Source organism: Mycobacteroides abscessus ATCC 19977, from assembly GCF_000069185.1.
GTDB lineage: Bacteria > Actinomycetota > Actinomycetes > Mycobacteriales > Mycobacteriaceae > Mycobacterium > Mycobacterium abscessus.
Genome location: NC_010397.1, coordinates 1,430,629 through 1,454,800 on the forward strand (window position 1 = coordinate 1,430,629; position 24,172 = coordinate 1,454,800).

A 24,172-nucleotide genomic window follows, 5' to 3' on the forward strand; every position below is an offset into this window, starting at 1 on the left:
CGTCATCACGATGTCGTCCACGCGCTGGGAAGCGGCCTCCCGGCACAATGTTGCCGCTGAGCTACGTAGACTCGCCTGACGGCGTCAGCGTCGCCGCACCGTGACGCGGCCGTTGTTCTTCGGGCAGGACGCCACTCCGCGCGAGTGCCACTTTTCGTCAGGCGCCGTCGTGGTCTCGATGGTGAAGTGCCGCAACACAGTCCGCAGCACTATATCCATCTCCATGTTGGCAAAGGCGGCCCCCACGCAGCGTCGGGTGCCTCCTCCGTACGGAACCCAGGAGTTGCCCGGCTTGGCGCCCATGAATCGCTCGGGGTCGAAACGCTCCGGGCAGGGAAAAGCCACCGGATCGTCGTGCATCAGATTGATACTCACCACGACGGAATGCCCCTGCGGGATGCGGTATGGCCCGATGTCGACATGTGGTGCCAGCACGTGGCGGCCCGCGAAATCGATGACTGGCCGGCTGCGCTGCACCTCAAGGATGGTCGCCTGGCGGTACTCGTTGCTGTCACCCTGTGCTTCCTCGGCCAGTCGAGACAGTACCTCCGGGTGCCGGGTGATCCGCTCGAATGCCCACGCCAAAGTGGTGGCGGTGGTTTCGTGACCGGCTGCCAGCAGCGTGAGCAGCTCGTCGGAGACATCGCTGCGCGACATCGTGGTGCCATCGTCGTAGGTTGAGCGCAGCAGCAGGGCCAGGATATCGGTGCGGTCCTCGAAATCCGGTGCGGCAAGTGCCTTCTCGATGAGTGAACCGATCACTGCGTCGTAATGGGCGCGGTAGGTCTTCAGTCTGCCCCATGGGCTGAAGCGCCCGTAGTTTCGTTTCGGCTGCGGGATTCGAGTTGTCAGCGAGGCCAACACCACCCAGGGCGGTATCAGTCGGCGCAGCACGTCCAGCTCGGCGCCGTCCGCACCGAAGACCGCGCGCAGGATCGCGTTGAGTGTTATCCGCATCATCGGTTCCATGGTTTCGAACTGCTGCCCCTCGGGCCAAGTGGCGCATTCGCGCAGTGTCTCTTCTTCGATGATCTGCTCGTACTGAACCATCGCCTTGCCGTGGAACTTGGGCGCGAGCAGCTTGCGACGATGTCGGTGTTCGTTGCGCTCCAGGGCGAAGACGGAACCGGGTCCGAGCTGCTGGCTCAAGTTGGGCTGGATATTGCCGAGTATCTCGGTGCTGGTGGTGAAGACCTCGCGGGTGAGATCGGGGTCGGCGACCACCACCGTGTATCCGAACTTCGGGATGTTGATCGTGTAGACCTTCCCGTATTTCTTGGCCAGCCGGCTGGTGGTCCAGCGGCGGGACGCCACGAAGGCAATGCCCTGGGCCAGCTTGGGAAGCGTCACGAGCGGGGGAGCGATGGGCTTGGGGACATCGGCTGCCCGATCGATGGTTGAGATCTCAGTCACGTCACCCTCCACGGCGTTGTGGTCTTAGTAGACATGTGTCTGATAGCACAGCGTACCTCTGTTGTGCCGGTCACACCAGGGAAATCGCGAGAGATTTCACCGGCGGGTCGACTTGACAGGGGCAACTCTGGCACCATGTACCTCGTTCGTCTCAGAAGTCACTGAGGTCTTGGAGGGCGCGTTGATTACACGATGGGCGACCGCCGCGGTTGTCAGCGCCGTCCTCGCGCTCTGTGTCCCGGTGATCGCGAGTGCCGAGCCGCTGGCGGCGGGCAAGGACTTCTCGAAACCCGCGATCGTCATCCTTGGATACGGCCTCAAGCCCGACGGCTCGATGCGGGACAAGCTCTATCAGCGCGTGGCGACCGGTAGGGCTATCGCCAACATGTTCCCAAACTCGTTCATCATCGTGACCGGCGGCAATCCGCAGAACGGGGTGTCCGAGGCCGATCAGATGCGCAATATGCTTGTCGGCCTTGGTTACCCGTCCGATCGGATCATCGTGGAGCCGCGGGCCAACAGTACGGTGCAGAATGCGCAGTTCTCGGTACCGCTGGCCAAACAAGCCGGTGCGTCGGGAATCATTCTGGTGACGAATTCCACGCACCAGCAGCGCGCTGACCGTAACTTCGCCGACGCGGGCGGCAATGTGCTGGCCACCGCGAGCTTCCCCGATGGAGATATGTCGACCAATATCGGTCAGTTCATGCGAGACGTCATCAGCCCGTTCCGCTGACAACTATCGGACGATTACGGTTCGCCTGACGGGAATGAACCCGGCAGAATTGGTGGTTGACCGACCAAGGCGCTCATTGGTGTGCGCCGCCGCGCGCGTTCAGCGCAACGCATCCACCGCATACCGCACAGGAGCCCATTCATGACTGCCGTTGTCGATTCACGCGTGCAGCCGGCGGCACCCGTGTCGCCGCGCGTGCGCCGCGGCGCAATCCTCGCACTGGCCCTCGGTGGATTCGGGATCGGGACAACCGAATTCGTGGCAATGGGGCTGTTGCCCAATATCGCGCACGGCCTGCATGTCACCGAGCCGCAGGCGGGGCATGTCATCAGCGCCTACGCGCTGGGTGTGGTGGTGGGGGCGCCGGTAATCGCGGCGCTCACTGCCCGTGCCTCGCGCCGGACATTGCTTGTCGCACTCATGGTCGCGTTCACGATCGGCAATGCCGCCACCGTTTTCGCGCCGGGCTACGCGGCGCTTATCGCATCGAGATTCGTCGCCGGGCTGCCGCACGGCGCGTACTTCGGCGTGGCTGCCCTGGTGGCCGCGCACCTGGCCGGTCCGGGCGAACGCGCCAAGGCCGTCGGACAAACCATGCTCGGCCTCTCGGTGGCCAATGTGGTCGGTGTTCCCGTGGCCACCTGGCTGGGCAACACGGTGGGCTGGCGTTCGGCTTTTGCCGTTGTCGCCGTCATCGGTGCGATCACGATCGCGGCACTGCTGCGGTACCTGCCCGGGCTGACGGATATGCGGATCACCAATCCGTTGACCGAGCTGGGTGCCTTGCGTCGCGTGCAGGTGTGGTTCACCCTGCTCATCGGCATCGTGGGCTTCGGCGGCATGTTCGCCTTCTACACCTACATCAGCACCACCCTCACCAGCGTTTCCGGACTGCCCAGGGCGCTTGTCCCACTTGCGTTGTCGCTCTACGGCATCGGCATGGTCACTGGAAATGTGCTGGGCGGTTGGATGGCCGACCGGAGCGTGGTTCGAGCCATTGCCGTCGGGCTGGTGCTGGTGGCCGCGATGCTGCTCATCTTCGCGGCGGTGTCAAGAAACCCCTGGGCCGCATTGGCTTTGGTCTTCGCGGTCGGCGTCTCCGGGACGTCTTTGGTGCCGGCGCTCCAGACCCGTCTCATGGATGTAGCCGACGACGCGCAAACATTGGCGGCCGCGCTGAACCACTCGGCTCTCAACATCGCCAATGCCGGTGGGGCATGGCTGGGTGGTTTGGTCATCACCGCCGGATACGGCTATCGGGCGCCCTCCCTCGTCGGTGCCGCGCTGGCGATCGCGGGACTGGTCGTACTGGGCCTTTCGGTGCTGTATGCGCGGTCCAGGGCCGTGGCGTTGCCTAGCCGGGCGGGCTAAGTCGTTAACAATCGCTGTAGGCCGTAGTCGAATTGTTTGTCGCGGGCGGTATTTCGCAGGATTTCCAGTCCGGCCCGGACGAGCGGGAAACGTGACTCGTCGATATCGCTTCGCACGGGGGTGTCCCCGGTGCGCTCGCGTTGGTGTGCGGCCTGTTCTTCGATCGCAAACCCGGTGACGTAATACTGCACAGAGAAGGCGAGTAGTACCGCATCCTGCTTGGTCAGACCCGCGTCCAGGGCGGCGCCGATTGCGGCCTCGCCGAAGGTCAGTGTGTGTGATTCGCGGACAAAAGTACCTGCGAGAATGCGCGCGCCATCTCGATGCGACAGGAGGGCCGCGCGTAGGCGGTGTGCCAGTTCGGCGAGTCGCTCCATGCCCGCCGCGCTGCTGTGTGAGTCATCGGCGACGCCCGTCAATAGGTCGTTGGCGAGGGCGTCGATCAGGGCCTGTTTGTTCTCGACATGCCAGTACAGCGTGCCGTGGTTCACCCCGAGTGAGCCGGCGAGCTTGCGCATCGTGAGGGTGTCCAGCCCGTGTGCCTCGATGTAGGCCCACGCGCCCGCCAACACCGCGGCTCTGTCCAGGCGTGCCATCGCGTCCTTCCTGACTCGCGAGCACGATAGCAACCGCCATACTTGACCATTGGTCAAGTATGGCCCTAGCCTGTGGTTATGCAGCCGGCGAGGGGAAATGGTGCGGGTACCGTCTTGATCTGCGGTGCGGGCATCGCCGGCACCGTGGTGGCGTATCGGCTGGCCCGTGCCGGCCTACGGCCCACGGTGGTGGAGCGGTCCGCGGATTTGCGTCAGGCCGGAAATGCCGTCGATCTGCGCGGCCCTGCCCTGCAGGTGATGGCCGACATGGGTGTGCTCGCCGAACTGGAAACGCGCGCGACGCAGTTGAGCGAATTCTTCCGTATCGATTCATCGGGCAAACGTGTCTTCACCATGGCGCCGCACGTGATCGGTGGTGAGATCGAGCTGTTGCGAACAGAACTCAATGCTGTGCTCTTCAACGCCGCTCAAACCGGTGTCGAGTACCGCTTTGGTGATTCGATCCGATCGCTCCACGAGCGGGGCGACGACGTCGCCGTCACATTCGACAGCGGCAGGCATGGCCATTTCGACGTCGTCATCGGCGCCGACGGGCTGCACTCACGTACCCGTACCCTGGCTTTTGGCCCCGAGAGTGATTTCGTTCGCCATCTCGGTTGTTACCAGGCGCATTTCACCACCGGTAACGTTCTCGGCCTGCGCAACGCAGGCTTGTTGTTGAACCGTCCGGGTCGCACCCTGGGGTGCTACACCGTGCACCAGAGTAGAGAGCTGGTGATCGGACTGTTTTTCGAGTCGGCCCAACGTGCCTACGACCGGGCAGATCCGGCCGCACAGCGCCACTGGATACACCGCGTCTTCGAGGGCATGGGATGGCGTACCGCCGAGCTTCTCGAGGCCATGTGGACGTGCGACGACTTCTATTTCGACTCCATCGCACAGGTATCGCTCGCCAACCCCTGCCGGGGCCGAGTGGCGCTGATCGGGGACGCCGCCTACGGGCCTTCGCTGTTTTCCGGTATGGGGGCCACTCTGGCCGTCGTGGGCGCCGCGATTCTGGCCGACGAAATCTCCTGCCATCCGGGTGACCACCGACAAGCCTTCACGCGGTATCAGAGACGTATCCGCGAGATGGCGAGGTTGAGCCGGGAACTCGCGCAGGCATCCCGGGGCTGGTTCATGCCACCTGCTGACGCACATGACATTCCGCCGGAATCGCAACTCGCGGCCGACAGGGAATCGGATGTTCTTCGCGACCGCACGCTGGCGGCCATGCAGGCCGCCTTTGGCAATCCGTCTTCCCCCGCACGAAACTAGTTTTGTTGGAATAGCCTTTTCGGTATGGCTCGAAGCGGCGAAACAAAAGTTGCGGAGAAGGAATCCATCTGGGCCAGGTGGCGTGGGCGTATTTTCGCGGCCATCGCCGTGCTGTTGGCGCTGGTGGCCGTGTACTTCGCGTTGTCGGCCTTCATCCCGCGCTGGTGGGCGCAACGTATCGCCGATATGTCCGGCCACGGCAGTTTCACCAAGGGGATCGGCAGCGGACTGGCGCTCGGTTTGTTGTGCACCGGAATTCCGTTATTGCTGGCGATGTGGGCATTTCTGATAAGAGGTCGCCGCGGCGGGAAATTCTTCGCGGGGGTACTGACGTTATTGGCCGTCCTCATCGCGATACCAAACTTGATGACGCTCACGATTGTGCTCGGGGCCAGCAATTCCGCTCATGCCGGCGAGCGCGTGCTCGATGTCGAAGCACCCGGATTCCGGGGAGCGACGGCGATCGGGGCCATCGTCGCGCTGTTGATCTTCTTGCTTGTGGCGTTCTTCGTGGTACGCGCCTGGCGTAGGCGGGTGAAAGCCGAGAAGCAGCAGCTCCGAGCCGCCGCGGCCGCGGAAACTGATACCGCGGCCGAATGATCGTGTGTGCCCTCGGCAGGAATCGAACCTGCGGCCTTCTGCTCCGGAGGCAGACGCTCTATCCCCTGAGCTACGAGGGCATCAGGGCTTGGAAAGACTAGCGGAGACAGCCTAGCGCATCCACACGTGGACCCCGACCACCGTTTCGGTCGGGGTAAAGGATTCGGGGCCTGGATACCCCAGCCCATAGGATGATCGCCGTGACTCCCGCCGACCTCGCCGACCTGCTGCGTTCCACCGCTACCACGGTGCTGGACGAGCGAGGTCTGGACACGTCGGCACTGCCCGCCGTGGTGACAGTCGAACGGCCCCGTAATCCGGAGCACGGAGACTACGCCACCAACGTGGCCTTACAGGTCGCCAAAAAGGTGGGCGTCGCGCCGCGTGACCTGGCCGGCTGGCTCGTCGAGGCCCTCGTGTCCCACGCGGCGATCGCCGGGGCCGAGATCGCCGGGCCCGGGTTCGTGAACCTGCGGATCGCGGCCGACGCACAGGGCACCATCGTGGCGAACATCCTGAAGGCGGGGGAGACCTACGGGAATTCCGACGCGCAAGGCACGCACACCATCAACCTGGAGTTCGTCTCCGCCAACCCGACGGGCCCGATTCACATCGGCGGTACCCGATGGGCCGCGGTGGGCGATGCGCTCGGCCGCCTGTTGGCTCGTCAGGGCGCCAAGGTCACCCGCGAGTACTACTTCAACGACCACGGCGCCCAGATCGACCGGTTTGTCCGGTCGCTCATCGCGTCGGCCGAGGGGAAGGAAGCCCCGGAAGACGGGTACGCCGGCGACTACATCGCCGATATCGCCAAGCAGGTCATCACCCAGCGGCCCGAGGCGCTCACGCTGACGGAGCCCGAGAGATCCGAGGTCTTCCGAGAGATTGGCGTGGACTTGATGTTCACCCACATCAAGGAGTCACTGCACGAGTTCGGCACGGATTTCGATGTCTTCACCCACGAGGACTCGATGCACACGTCAGGCCGGGTGCAGGAGGCCATCGCCCAGCTGCGCAAGACCGGAAACATCTACGAGAAGGACGGCGCGTCCTGGCTGCGGTCGAGCAACTTCGGTGACGACAAGGATCGTGTCGTCATCAAGAGCGACGGCAACCCCGCCTACATCGCCGGTGATATCGCCTATTACCTCGACAAGCGCGAGCGGGGCTTCGACCTGTGCATCTACATGCTCGGTGCCGATCATCACGGGTATATCGCGCGCCTGAAAGCCGTTGCCGCCGCACTGGGTTACGACGCCGACAGCGTTGAGGTGCTTATCGGTCAGATGGTCAACCTGGTGCGTGATGGCCAGCCGGTGCGCATGTCCAAGCGCGCGGGGACCGTCATCACCCTCGACGACTTGGTAGACGCCATCGGCGTGGATGCGGCTCGCTATGCGCTGATCCGTTCCTCGGTGGACACCTCGATCGACATTGATCTGGAGCTGTGGGCGTCCGCGTCGAGTGAGAACCCGGTCTACTACGTCCAATACGCGCACGCACGGCTCTGTGCACTGGCCCGCAACGCGGCCGATCTGGGTCTGCAGCACTCGACGGAGCACCTGGAGCTGCTCACCCACGAGAAAGAAGGTGCGCTCATCCGTGGGCTCGGCGAGTTCGGCCGGATCCTGCAGAACGCCGCAGCGTTGCGCGAACCACACCGTGTCGCAAGGTATTTGGAAGACATCGCCGGCGACTACCACCGGTTCTATGATTCGTGCCGGGTGCTCCCGCAAGGCGACGAGACCCCCGGCGACCTCCACGCGGCCCGGCTCGCACTGTGCCTGGCCACTCGCCAAGTCATCGCCAACGGCCTGGACATCCTCGGCGTGAGCGCACCGGAGCGGATGTGAGCGCACACCCGGCAGGCCCCCGCCACGCAGAAGGGGAACAGCACACCGCCATGAGCAGTGCACCACCGGCTAATCCGACCGAATTGGCGTCAAATGTATGGCCCCGCAATGCCTCTCGCGGTGCCGACGGTGAAGTGACCCTTGCGGGCCTGGCCGTCTCCGAACTCGCCGAGCAGTACGGCACCCCGCTGTTCGTGATTGACGAGGACGACTTCCGTTCGCGCTGCCGCGACATGGCGGCGGCATTCGGTGGTGCTGCCCGCGTGCACTACGCGTCCAAGGCATTCCTGTGCACCGAGGTCGCGCGGTGGATCAAGGACGAGGGGTTGGGCCTGGACGTTTGTTCGGCGGGCGAGTTGGCCGTTGCCTTGCGTGCCGAGTTTCCGCCTGAGCGAATCGCGCTGCACGGCAACAACAAATCCGAGGCGGAACTGGCACAGGCGGTACAGGCTGGTGTCGGGCATATTGTCGTCGACTCGATGATTGAGATCGATCGCCTGGATGCTATCGCCGGCCGGGCAGGCGTGGTGCAAGACGTGCTGGTGCGAGTCACCGTCGGCGTCGAGGCACACACTCACGAGTTCATCTCCACCGCGCATGAGGATCAGAAGTTCGGGTTGTCGCTCGCGGGCGGGCAGGCTTTGGAGGCCGTCCGGCGGGTCTTCGCCACCGATAACCTTCGGCTTGTTGGACTGCACAGCCATATCGGTTCGCAGATCTTTGATGTCGACGGCTTTGAGGTAGCCGCGCACCGGGTGATCGGGCTGTTGCGCGATGTGGTCGCCGAGTTCGGCACCGACAAGACGGCTCAGCTCAACATCATCGATCTCGGCGGCGGCCTCGGTATCAGCTATGTGCCGTCGGACGATCCGCCGCCCATCGAGGATCTGGCCGCCAAGCTCGGCGTCATCGTGCGTACCGAGTCGGCGCTGGCGGGCCTGCCCGGGCCGCGGTTGGTGATCGAGCCGGGCCGGGCCATCGCCGGTCCCGGCACTGTCACGCTCTACCGGGTGGGTACCACCAAGGACGTGATCCTCTCGAACGGCCAGCGTCGTTACGTGAGTGTCGACGGTGGGATGAGTGACAACATCCGCACCTCGCTGTATCAGGCCGAGTATCACCCCCAACTGGTCTCCCGCGATAGCGACGTCGCACCGGTGCTGTCCCGGGTTGTCGGAAAGCATTGTGAAAGCGGCGATATCGTGGTCAGGGACGCATGGCTACCCGAGGATGTGGCTCCCGGCGATCTGCTGGCTGTCGCTGCCACCGGGGCGTACTGCTATTCGATGTCCAGCCGGTACAACCTGCTGACCCGTCCGGCGGTCATCGCCGTCAAGGACGGAAGGGCGCGACTGATCCTGCGGCGTGAAACCGTCGAGGATTTGGTGAGTTTGGAGGTAAGTGAATGAGCGACGCGATAGGCGTGGCGATCCTGGGCCTGGGTAACGTCGGCAGTGAGGTCGCGCGCATCATCGAAAGCAGCGCAAGTGATCTCGCGGCCCGCATAGGTGCCCCGCTGGAGATCCGCGGCATCGGGGTGCGCCGCGTTGCCGATGGCCGCGGAGTTCCGGTCGACCTGCTCACCGATGATATCGAGGCCTTGGTCGCACGCGACGACGTCGATATCGTGGTCGAACTGATGGGGCCGGTCGAGCCTGCCCGGCGCGGCATCCTTGGTGCCCTCAACGCGGGCAAGTCTGTCGTCACGGCCAATAAGGCGCTGCTGGCGCAGTCCGCCGGTGAGCTCGCCGAAGCTGCCGAAAAGGCAAGGGTCGACCTCTATTTCGAAGCAGCGGTGGCTGGGGCGATCCCTGTTATCCGCCCGCTGACGCAGTCACTGGCCGGCGATTCGGTAATTCGGGTGTCCGGAATAGTCAACGGCACCACCAACTACATCCTGTCTGCCATGGACAACACCGGTGCGGGTTACGGCACCGCGTTGGCCGAGGCGGGAGAGCTCGGCTATGCCGAGGCCGACCCGACCGCCGACGTGGAGGGTTATGACGCCGCCGCCAAGGCCGCGATTCTCGCTTCGATTGCCTTCCACACCAAGGTGAGCGCCGACGACGTGTACCGCGAGGGCATCACGAAGATCAGCGCCGACGACTTCGACTCCGCGCGGGCACTGCAGTGCAGCATCAAGTTGCTGTCCATCTGCGAGCGGCTGACAGACAGCGAAGGACACCAACGTGTTTCTGCTCGGGTCTATCCGGCGCTGGTGCCGTTGACGCATCCGCTGGCGAGCGTCAACGGGGCTTTCAACGCCGTCTTCGTGGAGGCCGAAGCGGCCGGCGAGCTGATGTTCTACGGCCAGGGCGCAGGTGGTGCACCGACCGCATCGGCAGTGTTGGGAGACCTGGTGATGGCGGCCCGTAACCGGGTGCAGGGTGGACGCGGTCCCCGGGCGTCGCGGTACGCCCAGTTGCCCGTCGCGCCGATCGGTCTCATCCCGACGCGTTACTACGTGCGGATGCGGGTGGCAGACAAGCCCGGCGTGCTCGCTACTGTGGCTGCCGAATTCGCCAAGCGTGAGGTCAGCATCGCCACCGTGCGGCAGGAGGGTGAGGTCGACGAGACGGGCGCCCGGTTGGTGGTGCTCACGCACAAGGCAACCGACGCCGCACTTTCGGAAACTGTTGCCGCTCTTGCCGATCTTGATGTGGTACTGGGCGTCGCGAGCGTCATCCGGCTGGAAGGAACACAAGAGTGACAGTTCATACCCCGTGGCCCGGCCTCATCGCCGCTTACCGCGACCGTCTCCCGATCGGTGAGAACTGGCAGCCAGTGACCCTGCGTGAGGGCGGTACGCCGTTGCTCCCCGCGGCTCGTCTCTCCGAGCTCACCGGATGCACCGTGCACCTGAAGGTCGAAGGCCTGAACCCCACCGGGTCGTTCAAGGACCGCGGTATGACCATGGCCGTGACCGACGCGCTGGCGCGTGGCCAGCGCGCGGTGCTGTGTGCCTCGACCGGGAACACCTCCGCCTCGGCCGCCGCATATGCGGCCAAGGCGGGTATCACGTGTGCTGTATTGATTCCGCAGGGCAAGATCGCGATGGGCAAGTTGGCCCAGGCCGTTATCCACGGTGCGCGGATCATCCAGGTAGACGGCAATTTTGATGACTGTCTGGAGCTGGCGCGCAAGACCACGGCGGATTATCCGACCATTGCGCTGGTGAACTCGGTGAATCCGGTGCGTATCGAGGGGCAGAAGACTGCTGCCTTCGAGATCGTGGATGCGCTCGGCACCGCCCCCGATATCCATGCGCTGCCGGTCGGCAACGCCGGGAACATCACCGCGTACTGGCGCGGCTACAACGAGTACCACCGTGACGGTCTGTCGGACCGCCTGCCCAAGATGCTGGGTGCTCAGGCTGCCGGCGCCGCACCGCTGGTCAACGGGGCGCCTGTCGCCAATCCGGAGACCATCGCCACCGCCATCCGGATCGGATCTCCTGCTTCGTGGTCGGGCGCGGTTGCCGCGCAACAGGAATCGGGCGGCAAGTTCCTGGCCGTCACCGATGAGGAGATTCTCAACGCCTACCGGCTGGTCGCATCCAGCGAAGGCGTGTTCGTGGAGCCCGCGTCGGCAGCCAGCATCGCGGGCCTGCTGAAATCGGTCGCAGACGGCTGGGTTGCCAAGGGTTCCACCGTGGTCTGCACCGTGACGGGCAACGGCCTGAAGGATCCCGACAATGCGCTGAGCGGAATGCCCGAGGTGACTCCCATCCCGGTCCAGGCGAGTGCCGTCGCCGAGGCGCTGGAACTGGCGTGAGCGAGGTGCTGCCCGCGGGGCTGGCCACCACGGTCCTGGTGCCCGCATCGAGTGCGAACCTGGGCCCGGGCTTCGACAGCCTCGGGATCGCACTGTCGCTGTACGACGAGATCGAGGTCAATACAACCGAATCCGGTCTCAAGGTGGCCGTCGAGGGTCAGGGCGCCGGAGAGGTTCCGCTCGACGGTAGCCACCTCGTTGTGCGTGCGATCGAGCGCGGGCTCGCTGCCGGTGGAGCTGCCGCCCCAGGCCTGATTGTCCAGTGCCACAACAAAATTCCGCACTCGCGAGGTCTGGGATCGTCGGCCGCGGCAGCAGTAGCCGGTCTGGGTGTGGCCAATGGGTTGCTTGCCAAGGCCGGGCGCGCGGTGCTTTCCGACGACGTGCTGGTGCAGCTGGCGTCGGAGTTCGAGGGACATCCGGACAACGCCGCGGCCAGCGTGCTAGGCGGTGCCGTGGTGTCATGGTCGGAGACGTCGGGGGCGACCCCGATTTATGCCGCTACCCGCCTCGATGTGCATCCCGATATCAAAATTGTCGCGGCCATTCCCGAGGAGCAGTCCTCCACTGCGCACACTCGGGTATTGCTGCCCCAAGCTGTCACACATGTAGATGCTCGTTTTAATATTAGCCGTGTCGCTCTGCTGACCGTCGCTCTCACCGCGCGGCCGGACCTGCTCATGACGGCTACCGAGGATCGGTTGCACCAACCGCAGCGAGCGTCGGCGATGCCGGCGTCCGCGGATGTCCTGGCGTACCTGCGGAGCCAGGGTGTCGCGGCCGTCCTTTCGGGTGCTGGACCTGCGGTGTTGGCGTTGACAACCGTCGATCTGCCCGATTCGGCGGTGAAATACGCTGAAGATCAAGGTTTCTCACTGGTAGCCATGGCTGTGTCGGCGGGTGTGTCGGTTCGATAGCCGACGTTATGGCTGGTGAGCCCGGGGGACTCGCCGGGGGTGCTGGTTGCTTGATGCTCGGCCGGGGGTTATCCTCGATATCAGTCCCAGCAATTGCAGCTTCTGCGCACCTGCGCCGAGAACGAGGACGATCACAAATTCTTCCTGATATTTCAGTTGTCGCCGACAGGCGGCGATATTGGGCAAGGTTGACGGTGAGCTGCCATTTCTCAGGACCTCGTGCGGCCCTATCTGTGTGGGCCCGCAGCATGAACTTCGCGGCCAGCAACCTAACTGGCCGAAGTGAGACCCCTCGCCCCATGTTTGGCGGGGGAAGGAAAGGAAATCCGTGACCGATACGGACCTCATCGCGACCGAAGCCGCCCCGGAAACTCCGGAGGCGCCCGCCGCAGCCTCATCCGACCGCGCCGGTAAGGAGCGCCGGGGTGACGGACTGGGCGCGCTGTCGACGATGGTGCTTCCGGAGCTGCGCGCGCTGGCCAGTCAGGTAGGCGTGAAGGGCACCTCCGGGATGCGTAAGGGCGACTTGATCGCCGCCATTCGCGAGCATCAGGGCGCGCTTGGTGCGCCGAAGAACAACAATCAGGCGGCGCAGAGCCAGCAGCCGCAGGCCTCGTCGGCACCGGCGGAGGCGCCACAGAAGGAATCGGGCCAGAAGGAATCGGGCCAGAAGGAATCGGGCCTGAAGGAATCGGCTGAGCCGACCCAGACCGCGCTCGATCTTCCTGCCGAGGCACCGAAGCCCGTGGCCGAATCCACGCAGGACTCCGAGGGGAAGAAGGCCGAGAACGGCGCGGCCCCCCGTGAGGGACGTGGTGAGCGGCGTCGCAACCAGAACCAGAACCAGAACCAACCGGCCGAGGGCGAGCGCAAGCAGAACGGCAGCCGCGACAACGCCGACAACGCTGAGAGCTCCGGTCGTGATGGCGGCTCCAGTGGCCAGAACTCGGACAACCAGAACCAGGACACCAACCAGAACCAGGGCAATCGCGGCGATGACGGCGAGGGCCGCGGCCGCCGTGGGCGTCGCACCCGGGAGCGTCGTCGCGGTCGCGATCGCAACAACAACGAGGGCGGCGAGACCGAACTGCGCGAGGACGATGTCGTCCAGCCGGTGGCCGGAATTCTCGATGTGCTGGACAACTACGCGTTCGTCCGTACGTCCGGCTACCTGGCCGGCCCCAACGATGTCTACGTCTCGATGAATCTGGTGCGCAAGAACGGGCTGCGTCGTGGTGACGCCATCACCGGCGCGGTGCGCGTACCCCGCGATCCTGACGCCGGTAATCAGAATCAGCGGCAGAAGTTCAACCCGTTGGTGCGCCTGGACTCCGTCAACGGCGGCCCGGTCGAGGACGCCAAGAAGCGTCCCGATTTCACCAAGCTGACCCCGCTGTACCCGAACCAGCGTCTGCGGTTGGAGACGACCACCGAGAAGCTCACGACTCGTGTGATCGACCTGATCATGCCGATCGGCAAGGGGCAGCGTGCGTTGATCGTTTCGCCGCCCAAGGCCGGTAAGACCACGATCATGCAGAACATCGCCAATGCGATCTCGGCCAACAACCCCGAATGCCACCTCATGGTGGTGCTCGTGGACGAACGGCCCGAAGAAGTCACCGACATGCAGCGCTCGGTTAAGGGCGAGGTCATCGCCTCGACCTTCGACCGTCCGCCGTCAGATCACACCCAGGCTGCCGAGCTAGCCATCGAGCGCGCCAAGCGCCTGGTGGAACAGGGCAAGGACGTCGTGGTGCTGTTGGACTCGATCACCCGTCTGGGTCGTGCGTACAACAACGCGTCGCCGGCCTCGGGACGCATCTTGTCCGGTGGTGTCGACTCGACCGCGCTGTACCCGCCCAAGCGATTCCTCGGCGCGGCGCGCAACATCGAGAACGGTGGCTCCCTGACGATCATCGCCACGGCCATGGTCGAGACCGGCTCCACCGGTGACACCGTCATCTTCGAGGAGTTCAAGGGGACGGGTAACGCCGAGCTCAAGCTCGATCGCAAGATCGCCGAGCGCCGGGTGTTCCCCGCCGTCGACGTCAACCCGTCGGGTACCCGCAAGGACGAGCTGCTGATGAGCGGCGACGAGTTCGCGATCGTGCACAAGCTGCGTCGGGTGCTGTCCGGACTCGATTCGCATCAGGCCATCGATCTGCTGATGAGCCAGCTGCGCAAGACAAAGAACAACTACGAGTTCCTGGTCCAAGTGTCCAAGAACACCCCGGGCGCCGCCGGCGCCGAGGAGACGCAGTACAGCTAACGCGTCGGGTCACTGATATGGATCGGTGATCTCCCGCAGCGGCGCCAGTACCTCGACCGTGTGCTCGTAGTGCTCGTACGGCATGGCGCCCACGTGTTGTCGCCGCTGCGCATGCTCCGACGCGCCGGGCTGTCAGATGCCCCAGACAGAATCCGGTCCCGGCCGGGCAGGCCGGTTAACCGACGGAGACCAACGGGATCCAGATTCCAAAGAGCCAGAACCCCCAGGTCCTGAACCCGTCATCCCAGACGGGTTGCACCCGGTGTCCCCAGTAGTCGAAGGCCTGTGGTGGCGGACCCCAGCGGTCGGGGAGTGGACCACGCCATTCCGCACGCGGTGGTGGCGCCCAGCCCCATGGCGGACGCTGGTCGTAATGCCACGGGTTATCGCGCCACTCACGGCGGTCGTCCTGCCATCGGCCGTCATCACGCCAGTCCCGATCCCGATCGCGCCGACTGTCATCGCCGCGCCAGTTGCCGTTGTTGTGCCGGCCATCGTGGCCACCCCAGTCGTCATCGTCGTCGCCATGAGGGCGATTCGGATGGTCCTGGGTGTAGGCGGGATGGCCGACGGGCTGCGCAAACGCGGGAACGGCACCCATCCCGAGCGTGCCCATCGCCAATGCGCCGACCGCAGCCCCCTGCGCCACAAGGCTTTTCAGATTCATGTGCGACTCCTGTCCGAATATCTCGGCGGTTCGCCCCGACTCAACCGTTCTCAACAGCGGCACCGCGCTGGTTATGCCGCGGCTGCCATGTTGAATATCGACAGGATGTCAACAGCCGTTACATGCCCTGGCTCGGGCACAAATCACGGCTGCGGGATCGCGGGAATCTGAGGTATCGGTGGCGCCTGCGGTACTGGCGGCACCCCATTCCCGTCAGGAATCGGCGGTGCCTGAGGGATGGGAGGCGGTGGCGGGGGAGTGATGGGGTCGGCATTGGCGACACCCTGTGCGCCCGCGAACGTGGCGAGTCCCATCGCCGCCGCGGATACGCCTGTCACGATCAATCTCTTGATGTTGACCTTCTTGATGTTCATGCGGAGTCCTTTCCGAATCGGCTTTCCTGGGCGGTTTTCCGGATCGGCAGTGATTCGCAATTCACGCGCCACCAACCAACGTACGCGTTCTTTGCCCGGGCTGCGGGGCTCCAAGCCCGTTCGCGGGCAGGGCCTCGCCCGAAACAGCGCGTTGCAGCGGGATCCAGATGCCCCAGAACCAGAACTCTCACTGGTTGAATCCGGGGTCCCGCATCGGCGTCACCCTGTGCCCCAGTAGTCGAACGGCGCCGGTGGCGACGGTGCTGGGAGATGCTGCGGTGCGCGGCCGTCGATGTCCGCGAGGCCTGGAATACCGTGTGGGCTGTCGTCGTTTAGGTTCTGCGTGACTGAGCTGGCATAATGGCCTCTCAGCCTTTGAAGGGTTCCGGTTCACGCCGTGACGCAGGCGACCCGGCGACCACAACACGAAGAGGAAACACCATGAAATCGGGTATTCACCCCAATTACGTCGAGACCAACGTGGTCTGCGGCTGTGGCAACACCTTCACCACCCGCAGCACCAAGGAGAGCGGCCACATTGTGGTCGAGGTCTGCTCGCAGTGCCACCCGTTCTACACGGGCAAGCAGAAGATCCTGGACAGTGGTGGCCGTGTCGCCCGGTTCGAGGCTCGCTACGGCAAGCGCAAGGCCGCAGCCGACAAATAGCTTCCTTGCCGACGCCCGGATCTGCCGTTTGTGCAGTCCGGGCGTCGGTTTTTTTGTATGACCACTGCGCGTAGGAATGTTGGGAGGAGGGTGCATGAGCGAGACTCCGCTGATCGACGCGATGCTGGCCGAGCACGCTGAGCTGGAGAAGCAACTGGCCGATCCGGCGCTGCACGCCGACGCCGCCGCGGCGCGCAAGGCCGGTCGCCGGTTCGCGATGCTGTCGCCGATCGTCGCCACCCACCGAAAGCTTGCCACCGCCCGCGACGACCTGGCTACGGCCCGTGAGCTGTCGGCGGACGATCCCTCGTTCGCCGATGAGGTGACGGAGCTGGAATCGTCGATCGCCGAGCTGGAAACGCAACTTTCGGACATGCTGGCACCGCGTGATCCTCACGATGGTGACGACATCCTGCTGGAAGTGAAATCAGGCGAGGGCGGCGAGGAATCGGCGCTATTCGCCGCCGATCTGGCTCGCATGTACATCCGCTACGCCGAGCGGCATGGCTGGAAGGTGACGGTTCTCGATGAGACCGAGTCCGACCTCGGCGGGTACAAGGACGCCACCCTGGCGATCGCGAGCAAGGGCGACAGCGCCGATGGTGTCTGGTCACGGTTGAAATTTGAAGGCGGCGTACACCGCGTTCAGCGTGTGCCGGTCACTGAATCTCAAGGGCGCGTGCACACCTCGGCGGCCGGCGTGCTGGTGTACCCCGAGCCTGAAGAGGTCGAGGAAATCCAGATCGACGAATCGGACCTGCGCATCGATGTGTACCGCTCCTCGGGCAAGGGCGGCCAGGGCGTCAACACCACCGATTCCGCGGTGCGCATCACGCATCTGCCCACCGGGATCGTCGTGACGTGTCAGAACGAGCGCTCGCAGCTGCAGAACAAGGCGCGCGCTATGCAGGTATTGGCCGCGAGGCTGCAGGCACTTGCCGAGGAGCAGGCGCAGGCAGATGCCTCGGCCGGTCGTGCCAGCCAAATCCGCACCGTGGATCGCAGCGAGCGGATCCGCACCTATAACTTCCCGGAGAACCGCATCACCGATCACCGCGTCGGGTTCAAGGCGCATAACCTGGACCAGGTTCTCGATGGAGATCTGGATGCCCTGTTCGATGCGTTGGCAGCGGCCGACCGGAAGGCGCGCCTGCAGGAGGCGTGATGAGCCGCTTGCGTGAGCTGCTCGCCGAGGCAGCCGAATCTCTTTCACGGGCAGGTGTTTCCAGCCCTCAGGTGGACGCCGAGGAGCTGGCCGCCCACCTGCTGGGGGTCTCGCGGACACAGTTGCGCTTTACCGAGGCCGCGGCGGACTTTCCGGGGAGATATCGAGATCTGGTGGCACAGCGCGCGCGGCGCATTCCGTTGCAGCACTTGGTCGGAAGTGCTGCTTTTGGTCCCATCGAAGTGCGCGTGGGCCCCGGGGTGTTCATTCCACGTCCTGAAACAGAGTCTCTGTATGCCTGGGCGGCAGGGCAGCTGGCGCCTCACGCGACGGTTGTCGAGTTATGTGCCGGTTCTGCGGCGCTGGCCATTGCTTTGGCGCAGCACGAGCCGACGGCCCGTGTCACCGCGATCGAGGTCGACGTGGATGCCCTGATCTACACCCGGCGAAACGCCGAGGGTACCGGCGTCGAGGTGGTCCAGGCCGATGTGACTTCGCCGGACTTGCTCACCGAGCTGAACGGCGCTGTCGATCTGATCGTCGCGAATCCGCCTTATATTCCCCAAGATACTGAGCTGGAGCCCGAAGTGGCGCGGCATGATCCGCCGCAGGCGCTTTTCGCCGGCGCGGACGGGCTCGCGATCATCGCGCCGATCGTGATCGCCGCCGGAAGGCTCCTGGCGCCGGGGGGCGCCATCGGTATTGAGCATGACGACAGTAAGGGCGGGCGCACACGCGAGTTGTTTACGGCCTGTGACTTTTTCGATGAGGTTGTGCAGCGGCACGACCTGACCGGACGGCCACGATTCGTCACCGCTCGCCGGAAAATCGCGGCGTCCTAGACTGGGCGGGTGACCGTCGTCTACGACTGCCAAGACGCTGCGACCCGCCAGAGCGGGATCGACGCGGCGGTGAGTGCGCTCAAGGCGGGCGAGCTGGTGGTGATGCCCACCGATACGGTCTATGGATTGGGTTGTGACGCATTCGATTCCGGTGCGGTGACGGCGCTGTTGGCCGCCAAAGGGCGCGGCCGGGACATGCCGGTCGGCGTGCTTGTGGGCTCGTGGCACACCATCGACGGCCTGGTGTTCGCGGTCCCGGCTGCCGCTCGTGAACTTATCGAGGCATTCTGGCCGGGACCGCTCAGCATCATCGTGAGGCACGCCCCTTCGCTGTCCTGGGACCTGGGCGATGCCCAGGGGAGCGTCATGCTGCGAATGCCCATGCATCCGGTGGCCATCGAACTGCTGCGCGCCGTCGGTCCGATGGCGGTTTCCAGCGCCAACGTGTCGGGCCGGCCCGCGGCGCTCACCGCCGCCGAAGCGCGCGGTCAGTTGGACGACAAGGTTGCGGTGTATCTGGACGGCGGACAGGCCGAGCTGGGTGCGGCTTCGACCATCGTCGATCTCACCGGCCCGGCGCCGGTGATCGTGCGGGAAGGTCCGATCAGTCGGGAGCAGATCGTGGAGGTGATCGGCGGCCAAGTCGGACCTGTTGAGTCGGGCGAGTCGGGGGAGCCCACAGAATCGTGAAGTACGGTCGGACGCGTGAGTGAGCTGCTGGCCCTTGCCGATCGCGGCGCGGGCGTCCCGTTGCGGGAACTTGCGCTGGTCGGCTTGACGGCAGCCATCACAACTTTTTTCTGCACCGGTGGTGTGCGGATGTTCGCGACCCGGGTGGGCGCGGTGGCCTACCCCCGTGAGCGTGATGTGCATCTGCAGCCGACGCCGCGGATGGGTGGGCTCGGCATGTACTTCGGGGTCTGCGCCGCAATATTTCTGGCTTCGCAGCTACCCGCGCTGACAAGGGGTTTCGTCTACTCCTCGGGCATGCCTGCCGTCGTCGTCGCGGGGGGCATCATCATGATCGTCGGTCTCATCGACGACAAATGGGGCCTGGATGCGCTCACCAAATTCGCGGGTCAGGTCACCGCCGCGAGCGTGCTGGTCACTATGGGGGTGGCCTGGAGCATGATCTACATCCCATTCGGTGGGGTGGGGACGATTGTGCTGGATCAGATGTCGTCGATCCTGGTCACGCTGGCGTTGACGGTATCCATCGTCAACGCGATGAACTTCGTGGACGGCCTCGACGGTCTGGCCGCCGGCCTGGGATTGATCACCGCGGCGGCCATCTGCATCTTTTCGATCGGGCTGCTGCGCAGTCACGGTGGCGACGTCCTGTACTACCCGCCCGCGGTGATCTCGGTCGTGTTGGCAGGGGCCTGCCTGGGCTTCCTTCCGCACAACTTCCATCGGGCGCGGATCTTCATGGGTGACTCGGGCTCGATGCTGATCGGCCTGATGCTGGCCGCAGCCTCGACCACGGCGGCGGGCCCTATTTCGCAGAGCTCCTACGGCGCCAAGGACATGTTCGTCCTGCTTTCACCCTTCCTGCTGGTGATCGCGGTCATGCTGGTGCCGGCACTGGATGCGTTGTTGGCGATCATCCGGCGCACGCGTGCGGGTCGCAGCCCGTTCAGCCCGGACAAGATGCATCTGCATCACCGTCTCCTGCAGATCGGTCATTCGCACCGCAAGGCGGTGTTGATCATCTATCTATGGGTGGCGATCATCGCCTTCGGGGCCGCCAGCACCATATTCTTCGAGCCCCGCTACGCCGGGGCGGTGGTGGTCGGTGCCATCGGCATCGCGATTGTCGCGACGGTCATTCCATTGCTGCGCCGTGAAGACACCGATCCGGCTTTGGCTACCGCGCCGGACTCAAGTCCGGGGACGGAACCGGTCGTGTACGACGAAAAGTAGTAGGGGTGCATTAACCGCCTCTACCATGTGATACGGTTCTGCCATACCCGAAAACTCACGGGTGCCGGCCACACCGGATCGGCAGGGATTTTGGAAGGTCTTTCCAGACATTTCAGACTCTGGCGGACGGATCAACTGACCGACAGGGAGCTGCCCATTGAGGTGAGTTCAGCGAGCCCTCAGACCTCCTATAAGGTCTGGAACCGACGAACGCATTTTTTTGTTCCGCCACCCCGACAAAGATGTGAGGTGACACCCCAGGTGACAACGCCCGACGCCCCGCTGGTTCTTCCGGCATTGGCGTTTCGTCCGTTGCGTCTGGCGGCTTTGTGTGGCGTGCTCGGTGCCCTGGCTCTGCTGGCCTCCGCTCTCCTGGGGCAGTGGCAGTTCGGCGTCTTCTTCGTTACTGGGCTTGGACTCGGATTGGTGAACGCTCTCCTCGTTCGCCAGTCCGCGGAAGTGATTACCGCGCAAGACAATCCAAGCAAGCAAAAGATGGCCATCAATTCCGCTGCGCGGTTGATGATCATCACCGTCCTCGCCCTGGTGCTCGCCTTCGTGTTCCGCCCCGCCGGACTCGGGGTGTTCTTCGGGGTTGCGTTGTTCCAGGTGCTGCTGGTGTTGACCACCGCCGTGCCGGTGTGGAAAGGGATCCGTTCAGTGAATCAGCCGCAGGCTCAGGTTGAGGGGGCATAGCCCAGCATGATTACGACATTCCAGGCGGAAGCCGCCATCGAGGTCGGTCACCACAAGCACTGGACCTGGCACGGTGATTTCTGGCCGTACGAGCTGACATTCAACGTGGACACCATTGTCGCAACCGCCCTGGCAGGGGTGGTTGTGATTGCGCTGGCGCTGTTCCTGCGTGCCAAGGTCACCTCGACCGGTGTTCCCAACGGTGTGCAGCTGTTCTTCGAAGCGGTCACCGTTCAGTTCCGTAACCAGGTCGAGTCGGCCATCGGCATGAAGATCGCGCCGTTCGTCTTGCCGCTGGCGGTGACGATCTTCGTCTTCATCCTGGTGTCGAACTGGATTTCGGTGTTGCCCGTGCAGTACACCGATGACACGGGTAAGACCGCCGAACTCTTGGCACCGCCGGCCTCGGATATCAACTACGTGCTGGCACTGGCCCTGTTCGTCTTCGTCTGCTACCACATCGCGGGCTTCGCGCGCCGTGGTCTCATCGGCCACCCGATCAAGCTGCTCAAGGGTCACACCTGGGTCACCGCCTTCATCAACCCGATCGAGGAGCTGGCCAAGCCTATTTCGCTCTCGCTGCGGCTCTTCGGCAACATGTTCGCCGGTGGCATCATGGTCGCCTTGATCGCGATGTTCCCCGCATGGATCATGTGGGCGCCCAATGCCATCTGGAAGTCGTTCGACCTGTTCGTCGGTCTTATCCAGGCCTTCATCTTCGCGTTGCTGACGGTTCTGTACTTCAGCCAGTCGATGGAGCTGGACGAGGACCATCACTAACCACATAGACCAACCTGTATAGACCCTGGTAGCACAGCTACCACTTAATAAGGAGGAAGAAAATGGCGGACCCCACAATTGTTGCTGGTGCCCTCATCGGTGGTGGGTTGATCATGGCCGGAGGCGCCATCGGTGCCGGTATCGGTGACGGTATCGCCGGTAACGCTCTGATCTCCGGTGTGGCTCGTCAGCCCGAGGCTCAGGGCCGGCTGTTCACCCCGTTCTTCATCACCGTCGGTCTGGTTGAGGCTGCGTACTTCATCAACCTGGCCTTCATGGCGTTGTTCGTCTTCGCGACTCCCGGCGCCAGCTAATCGGCATGGGTGAATTGCACAGTGTCGCTTCTGCCGTCACGGCAGTCGCGGCGGAAGCCGCCGAAGAGGGTGGGAAGCAGAACAACTTCCTCATCCCCAACGGCACCTTCTTTGTCGTCCTGGCGATCTTCCTGATCGTCCTGGCGGTCATCGGAACCTTCGTGGTGCCGCCGATCCAAAAGGTGCTGAAGGCACGCGAGGACATGGTCACCAAGACGGCCGAGGACAACCGGAACGCCGCTGAGCAATTCACCGCCGCCGAGGCTGACTACAAAGATGAGCTGGCCAAGGCGCGCGGTGCCGCAACGGCGGTGCGTGACGAGGCCAGGGCCGAGGGGCGCGGCATTCTTGAGGACATGCGTCAGCGAGCCAACGCAGAAGCAACTGCCGTGACTGAAACGGCAGCAGCGGAGTTGGCCCGTCAGGGCGAGGTAACCGCCGGGGAGCTGGCGACGAACGTCGACAGCTTGTCCCGGACCCTCGCCGAACGCGTTCTCGGCGTGAGCCTTTCGGAACCAGCGAACGCAGGGCGAGGCTAAACACAGATGTCGACATTTATCGGACAGCTCATCGGTTTCGCTGTCATTGTGTTCCTGGTGGTCAAGTACGTGGTGCCGCCGGTGCGCACGTTGATGGCCAAGCAGCAGGATGCGGTACGCCAGCAGCTCGCTGACAGCAAGACCGCTGCGGACAAGCTGGTCGAGGCCGAAGGCGCGCACGCCAAGGCCATCGAAGACGCCAAGGCCGATGCCGCCCAGATCGCGGAAGAAGCCAAGGCCGATGCGGTCCAGATCTCGAAGCAGCTGCGTGAGCAGGCCGATGCCGAGGTCGAGCGGATCAAGGTGCACGGCCAGGAGCAGATCGTGCTCCAGCGCCAACAACTGATCCGTCAGCTCCGCGGCGACCTCGGAGCCGAATCCGTGCGCCGCGCAGGCGACCTGGTGCGCTCGCATGTGGCCGACCCGTCGGCTCAATCGGCCACGGTCGACCGTTTCCTCGACGAGCTGTCGCAGATGGCCGGCAGCGTCGGTGCCGCCAAACGCCCGGTACCCGGTGGCTACTCCGGTATGCACGCGGCCAGCCGCGAATCCCTGGCTGCCCAGGTGAGCACGTTCCGCGAGACCGCGGCTTCGCTGGATTCGTCGGCGCTCAGTGCGCTCGCCGAGGACATCGCCGCCGTCGCCGAGCTGCTGATCTCCGAGCTCGTGCTGCGCAAGCATCTTTCCGAGCCGGTGGACGCCAGCGAGAACGAGGCCAAGCTGACGCTCGTGAATTCGTTGCTCGGCAACAAGATCGGCGCCCCGGCACTCGCCATCGTGCGTTCGGCCGTCACCGCGCGGTGGTCGGCCTCCAGCGACCTGATCACCTCGCTGGAGTACATCGCGCGGCTGGCACTGCTGGAGCGCGCTGAACGGGACGGCCAGATCGAGGATGTCGAAGACCAGTTGTTCCGGGTGAGCCGAGTGCTCGACGCGGAGCCGCAGCTGGCCACCCTGCTCAGCGATTCGACTGCTCCGGCGCAGGGGCGAGTTGCCCTGCTGACCAACGTGTTGGGCGGACGTGCCAACGAGGTGACCACCGCATTGCTCGCGCAGACGGTACGGCTGCTGTATTCGGTTCGCGCCGAGGTTGCGGTATTGGACGTCGCCGAGCTGGCGGTCGCCCGCCGCGATGAGTCGGTGGCTCACGTGAAGGCAGCCGCACCCATCACTGACGCACAGCGCACCCGGCTGGCCCAGGTGCTCGGACAGATTTACGGCCGCACCATCGCGGTGCAGTTGGATGTGGACCCCGAACTGCTGGGCGGGCTCGTCGTCAACATCGGTGACGAGGAGATCGACGGCAGCCTGTCCACCCGGCTTTCCGCGGCCGCCCTACATCTGCCCAACTAACCACCATTAGACCTACCCCGATAGACGAGCAGGAAGACGAAAAGCC

Annotated in this window: 24 protein-coding genes and 1 tRNA gene; 20 read left to right on the forward strand and 5 right to left on the reverse strand. The window is 64.4% G+C overall.

The features are described 5' to 3' along the window. Positions 1-84: 84 nt before the first annotated feature. Positions 85-1,425 carry a cytochrome P450 gene (locus MAB_RS07350; protein WP_005093031.1) on the reverse strand — a complete coding sequence of 447 codons (1,341 nt, stop codon included), beginning with the start codon at positions 1,423-1,425 and terminating at the stop codon, positions 85-87. A 157-nt stretch (positions 1,426-1,582) separates the two neighbouring features. On the opposite strand from MAB_RS07350, the gene MAB_RS07355 reads away from it, so the two are divergent. Both MAB_RS07355 and MAB_RS07360 read left to right on the forward strand, forming a co-directional pair. Then, positions 1,583-2,149, forward strand: a complete 567-nt coding sequence (locus MAB_RS07355; RefSeq protein ID WP_005084597.1) for a YdcF family protein — start codon at positions 1,583-1,585, stop codon at positions 2,147-2,149. Between the two features lie 141 nt (positions 2,150-2,290). Next, positions 2,291-3,520, forward strand: a complete 1,230-nt coding sequence (locus MAB_RS07360; RefSeq protein WP_005084599.1) for an MFS transporter — start codon at positions 2,291-2,293, stop codon at positions 3,518-3,520. Here MAB_RS07360 and MAB_RS07365 read toward each other — a convergent pair. Further along, complete coding sequence (locus tag MAB_RS07365; RefSeq protein ID WP_005059796.1) at positions 3,517-4,116, reverse strand: TetR/AcrR family transcriptional regulator C-terminal domain-containing protein; 600 nt, start codon at positions 4,114-4,116, stop codon at positions 3,517-3,519. The two genes, MAB_RS07360 and MAB_RS07365, sit on opposite strands and share 4 nt — an antisense overlap. Before the next feature lie 78 nt (positions 4,117-4,194). Here MAB_RS07365 and MAB_RS07370 point away from each other — a divergent pair, with 78 nt between their 5' ends. Both MAB_RS07370 and MAB_RS07375 read left to right on the forward strand, forming a co-directional pair. Continuing rightward, positions 4,195-5,394, forward strand: coding sequence for an FAD-dependent monooxygenase (locus MAB_RS07370; RefSeq protein WP_005114125.1), 1,200 nt, complete (start codon positions 4,195-4,197; stop codon positions 5,392-5,394). 24 nt (positions 5,395-5,418) lie between these two features. Beyond that, a complete protein-coding gene (locus MAB_RS07375) occupies positions 5,419-5,994 on the forward strand; it encodes a hypothetical protein (RefSeq protein ID WP_005110122.1) in 576 nt (191 codons plus the stop codon). A gap of 7 nt (positions 5,995-6,001) precedes the next feature. On the opposite strand, the gene MAB_RS07380 is transcribed toward MAB_RS07375, so the two are convergent. Next, a tRNA-Arg gene (locus MAB_RS07380) sits at positions 6,002-6,074 on the reverse strand. 120 nt (positions 6,075-6,194) lie between these two features. On the opposite strand from MAB_RS07380, the gene argS reads away from it, so the two are divergent. From argS to rho, 6 genes are all read left to right on the forward strand, one after another. Continuing rightward, a complete protein-coding gene (argS, locus tag MAB_RS07385; protein ID WP_005110123.1) occupies positions 6,195-7,847 on the forward strand; it encodes an arginine--tRNA ligase in 1,653 nt (550 codons plus the stop codon). Next, complete coding sequence (gene lysA / locus MAB_RS07390; RefSeq protein WP_012296430.1) at positions 7,844-9,256, forward strand: diaminopimelate decarboxylase; 1,413 nt, start codon at positions 7,844-7,846, stop codon at positions 9,254-9,256. The genes argS and lysA overlap by 4 nt, the downstream gene beginning before the upstream one ends. After that, positions 9,253-10,557 carry a homoserine dehydrogenase gene (locus tag MAB_RS07395; protein ID WP_012296431.1) on the forward strand — a complete coding sequence of 435 codons (1,305 nt, stop codon included), beginning with the start codon at positions 9,253-9,255 and terminating at the stop codon, positions 10,555-10,557. The genes lysA and MAB_RS07395 overlap by 4 nt, the downstream gene beginning before the upstream one ends. Then, entirely contained in the window at positions 10,554-11,621 is a 1,068-nt protein-coding gene (gene thrC, locus MAB_RS07400) for a threonine synthase (protein ID WP_005110129.1), read from the forward strand. Before MAB_RS07395 ends, thrC begins: the two co-directional genes overlap by 4 nt. Continuing rightward, positions 11,618-12,538: a homoserine kinase gene (gene thrB / locus MAB_RS07405; protein WP_005110130.1), complete on the forward strand. Its 921-nt coding sequence runs from the start codon at positions 11,618-11,620 to the stop codon at positions 12,536-12,538. Before thrC ends, thrB begins: the two co-directional genes overlap by 4 nt. 328 nt (positions 12,539-12,866) lie before the next feature. Further along, positions 12,867-14,807 carry a transcription termination factor Rho gene (gene rho / locus MAB_RS07410; RefSeq protein WP_005110131.1) on the forward strand — a complete coding sequence of 647 codons (1,941 nt, stop codon included), beginning with the start codon at positions 12,867-12,869 and terminating at the stop codon, positions 14,805-14,807. 175 nt (positions 14,808-14,982) lie between these two features. On the opposite strand, the gene MAB_RS07415 is transcribed toward rho, so the two are convergent. Both MAB_RS07415 and MAB_RS07420 read right to left on the reverse strand, forming a co-directional pair. Continuing rightward, positions 14,983-15,474 (reverse strand): hypothetical protein, encoded by a 492-nt coding sequence (locus tag MAB_RS07415; protein WP_005084617.1) that lies wholly within the window; start codon positions 15,472-15,474, stop codon positions 14,983-14,985. A 143-nt stretch (positions 15,475-15,617) separates the two neighbouring features. After that, positions 15,618-15,848 carry a hypothetical protein gene (locus tag MAB_RS07420; protein WP_005059821.1) on the reverse strand — a complete coding sequence of 77 codons (231 nt, stop codon included), beginning with the start codon at positions 15,846-15,848 and terminating at the stop codon, positions 15,618-15,620. 441 nt (positions 15,849-16,289) lie between these two features. Here MAB_RS07420 and rpmE point away from each other — a divergent pair, with 441 nt between their 5' ends. From rpmE to MAB_RS07470, 10 genes are all read left to right on the forward strand, one after another. Then, complete coding sequence (gene rpmE, locus MAB_RS07425; RefSeq protein ID WP_005059822.1) at positions 16,290-16,514, forward strand: 50S ribosomal protein L31; 225 nt, start codon at positions 16,290-16,292, stop codon at positions 16,512-16,514. A gap of 94 nt (positions 16,515-16,608) precedes the next feature. After that, positions 16,609-17,679 (forward strand): peptide chain release factor 1, encoded by a 1,071-nt coding sequence (gene prfA, locus MAB_RS07430; protein WP_005059825.1) that lies wholly within the window; start codon positions 16,609-16,611, stop codon positions 17,677-17,679. Next, entirely contained in the window at positions 17,679-18,521 is an 843-nt protein-coding gene (gene prmC, locus MAB_RS07435) for a peptide chain release factor N(5)-glutamine methyltransferase (protein WP_005110132.1), read from the forward strand. The genes prfA and prmC overlap by 1 nt, the downstream gene beginning before the upstream one ends. 9 nt (positions 18,522-18,530) lie before the next feature. Next, entirely contained in the window at positions 18,531-19,211 is a 681-nt protein-coding gene (locus MAB_RS07440) for an L-threonylcarbamoyladenylate synthase (RefSeq protein WP_005084624.1), read from the forward strand. A 15-nt stretch (positions 19,212-19,226) separates the two neighbouring features. Continuing rightward, entirely contained in the window at positions 19,227-20,444 is a 1,218-nt protein-coding gene (locus MAB_RS07445) for a glycosyltransferase family 4 protein (protein WP_005059832.1), read from the forward strand. A gap of 261 nt (positions 20,445-20,705) precedes the next feature. Then, positions 20,706-21,140 carry an ATP synthase subunit I gene (locus MAB_RS07450; RefSeq protein ID WP_005074366.1) on the forward strand — a complete coding sequence of 145 codons (435 nt, stop codon included), beginning with the start codon at positions 20,706-20,708 and terminating at the stop codon, positions 21,138-21,140. 6 nt (positions 21,141-21,146) lie between these two features. Beyond that, the gene (gene atpB, locus MAB_RS07455; RefSeq protein WP_005059839.1) at positions 21,147-21,920 is read left to right on the forward strand and encodes a F0F1 ATP synthase subunit A; all 774 of its coding nucleotides are present in this window, start codon (positions 21,147-21,149) and stop codon (positions 21,918-21,920) included. 62 nt (positions 21,921-21,982) lie between these two features. Further along, positions 21,983-22,234, forward strand: coding sequence for a F0F1 ATP synthase subunit C (locus MAB_RS07460; RefSeq protein WP_005059842.1), 252 nt, complete (start codon positions 21,983-21,985; stop codon positions 22,232-22,234). A 5-nt stretch (positions 22,235-22,239) separates the two neighbouring features. Continuing rightward, on the forward strand, positions 22,240-22,773 hold the full coding sequence (locus tag MAB_RS07465; protein WP_005059844.1) for a F0F1 ATP synthase subunit B: 534 nt from the start codon (positions 22,240-22,242) through the stop codon (positions 22,771-22,773). A 6-nt stretch (positions 22,774-22,779) separates the two neighbouring features. Then, positions 22,780-24,126, forward strand: a complete 1,347-nt coding sequence (locus MAB_RS07470) for a F0F1 ATP synthase subunit B/delta (RefSeq protein WP_005110133.1) — start codon at positions 22,780-22,782, stop codon at positions 24,124-24,126. Positions 24,127-24,172 lie beyond the last annotated feature (46 nt).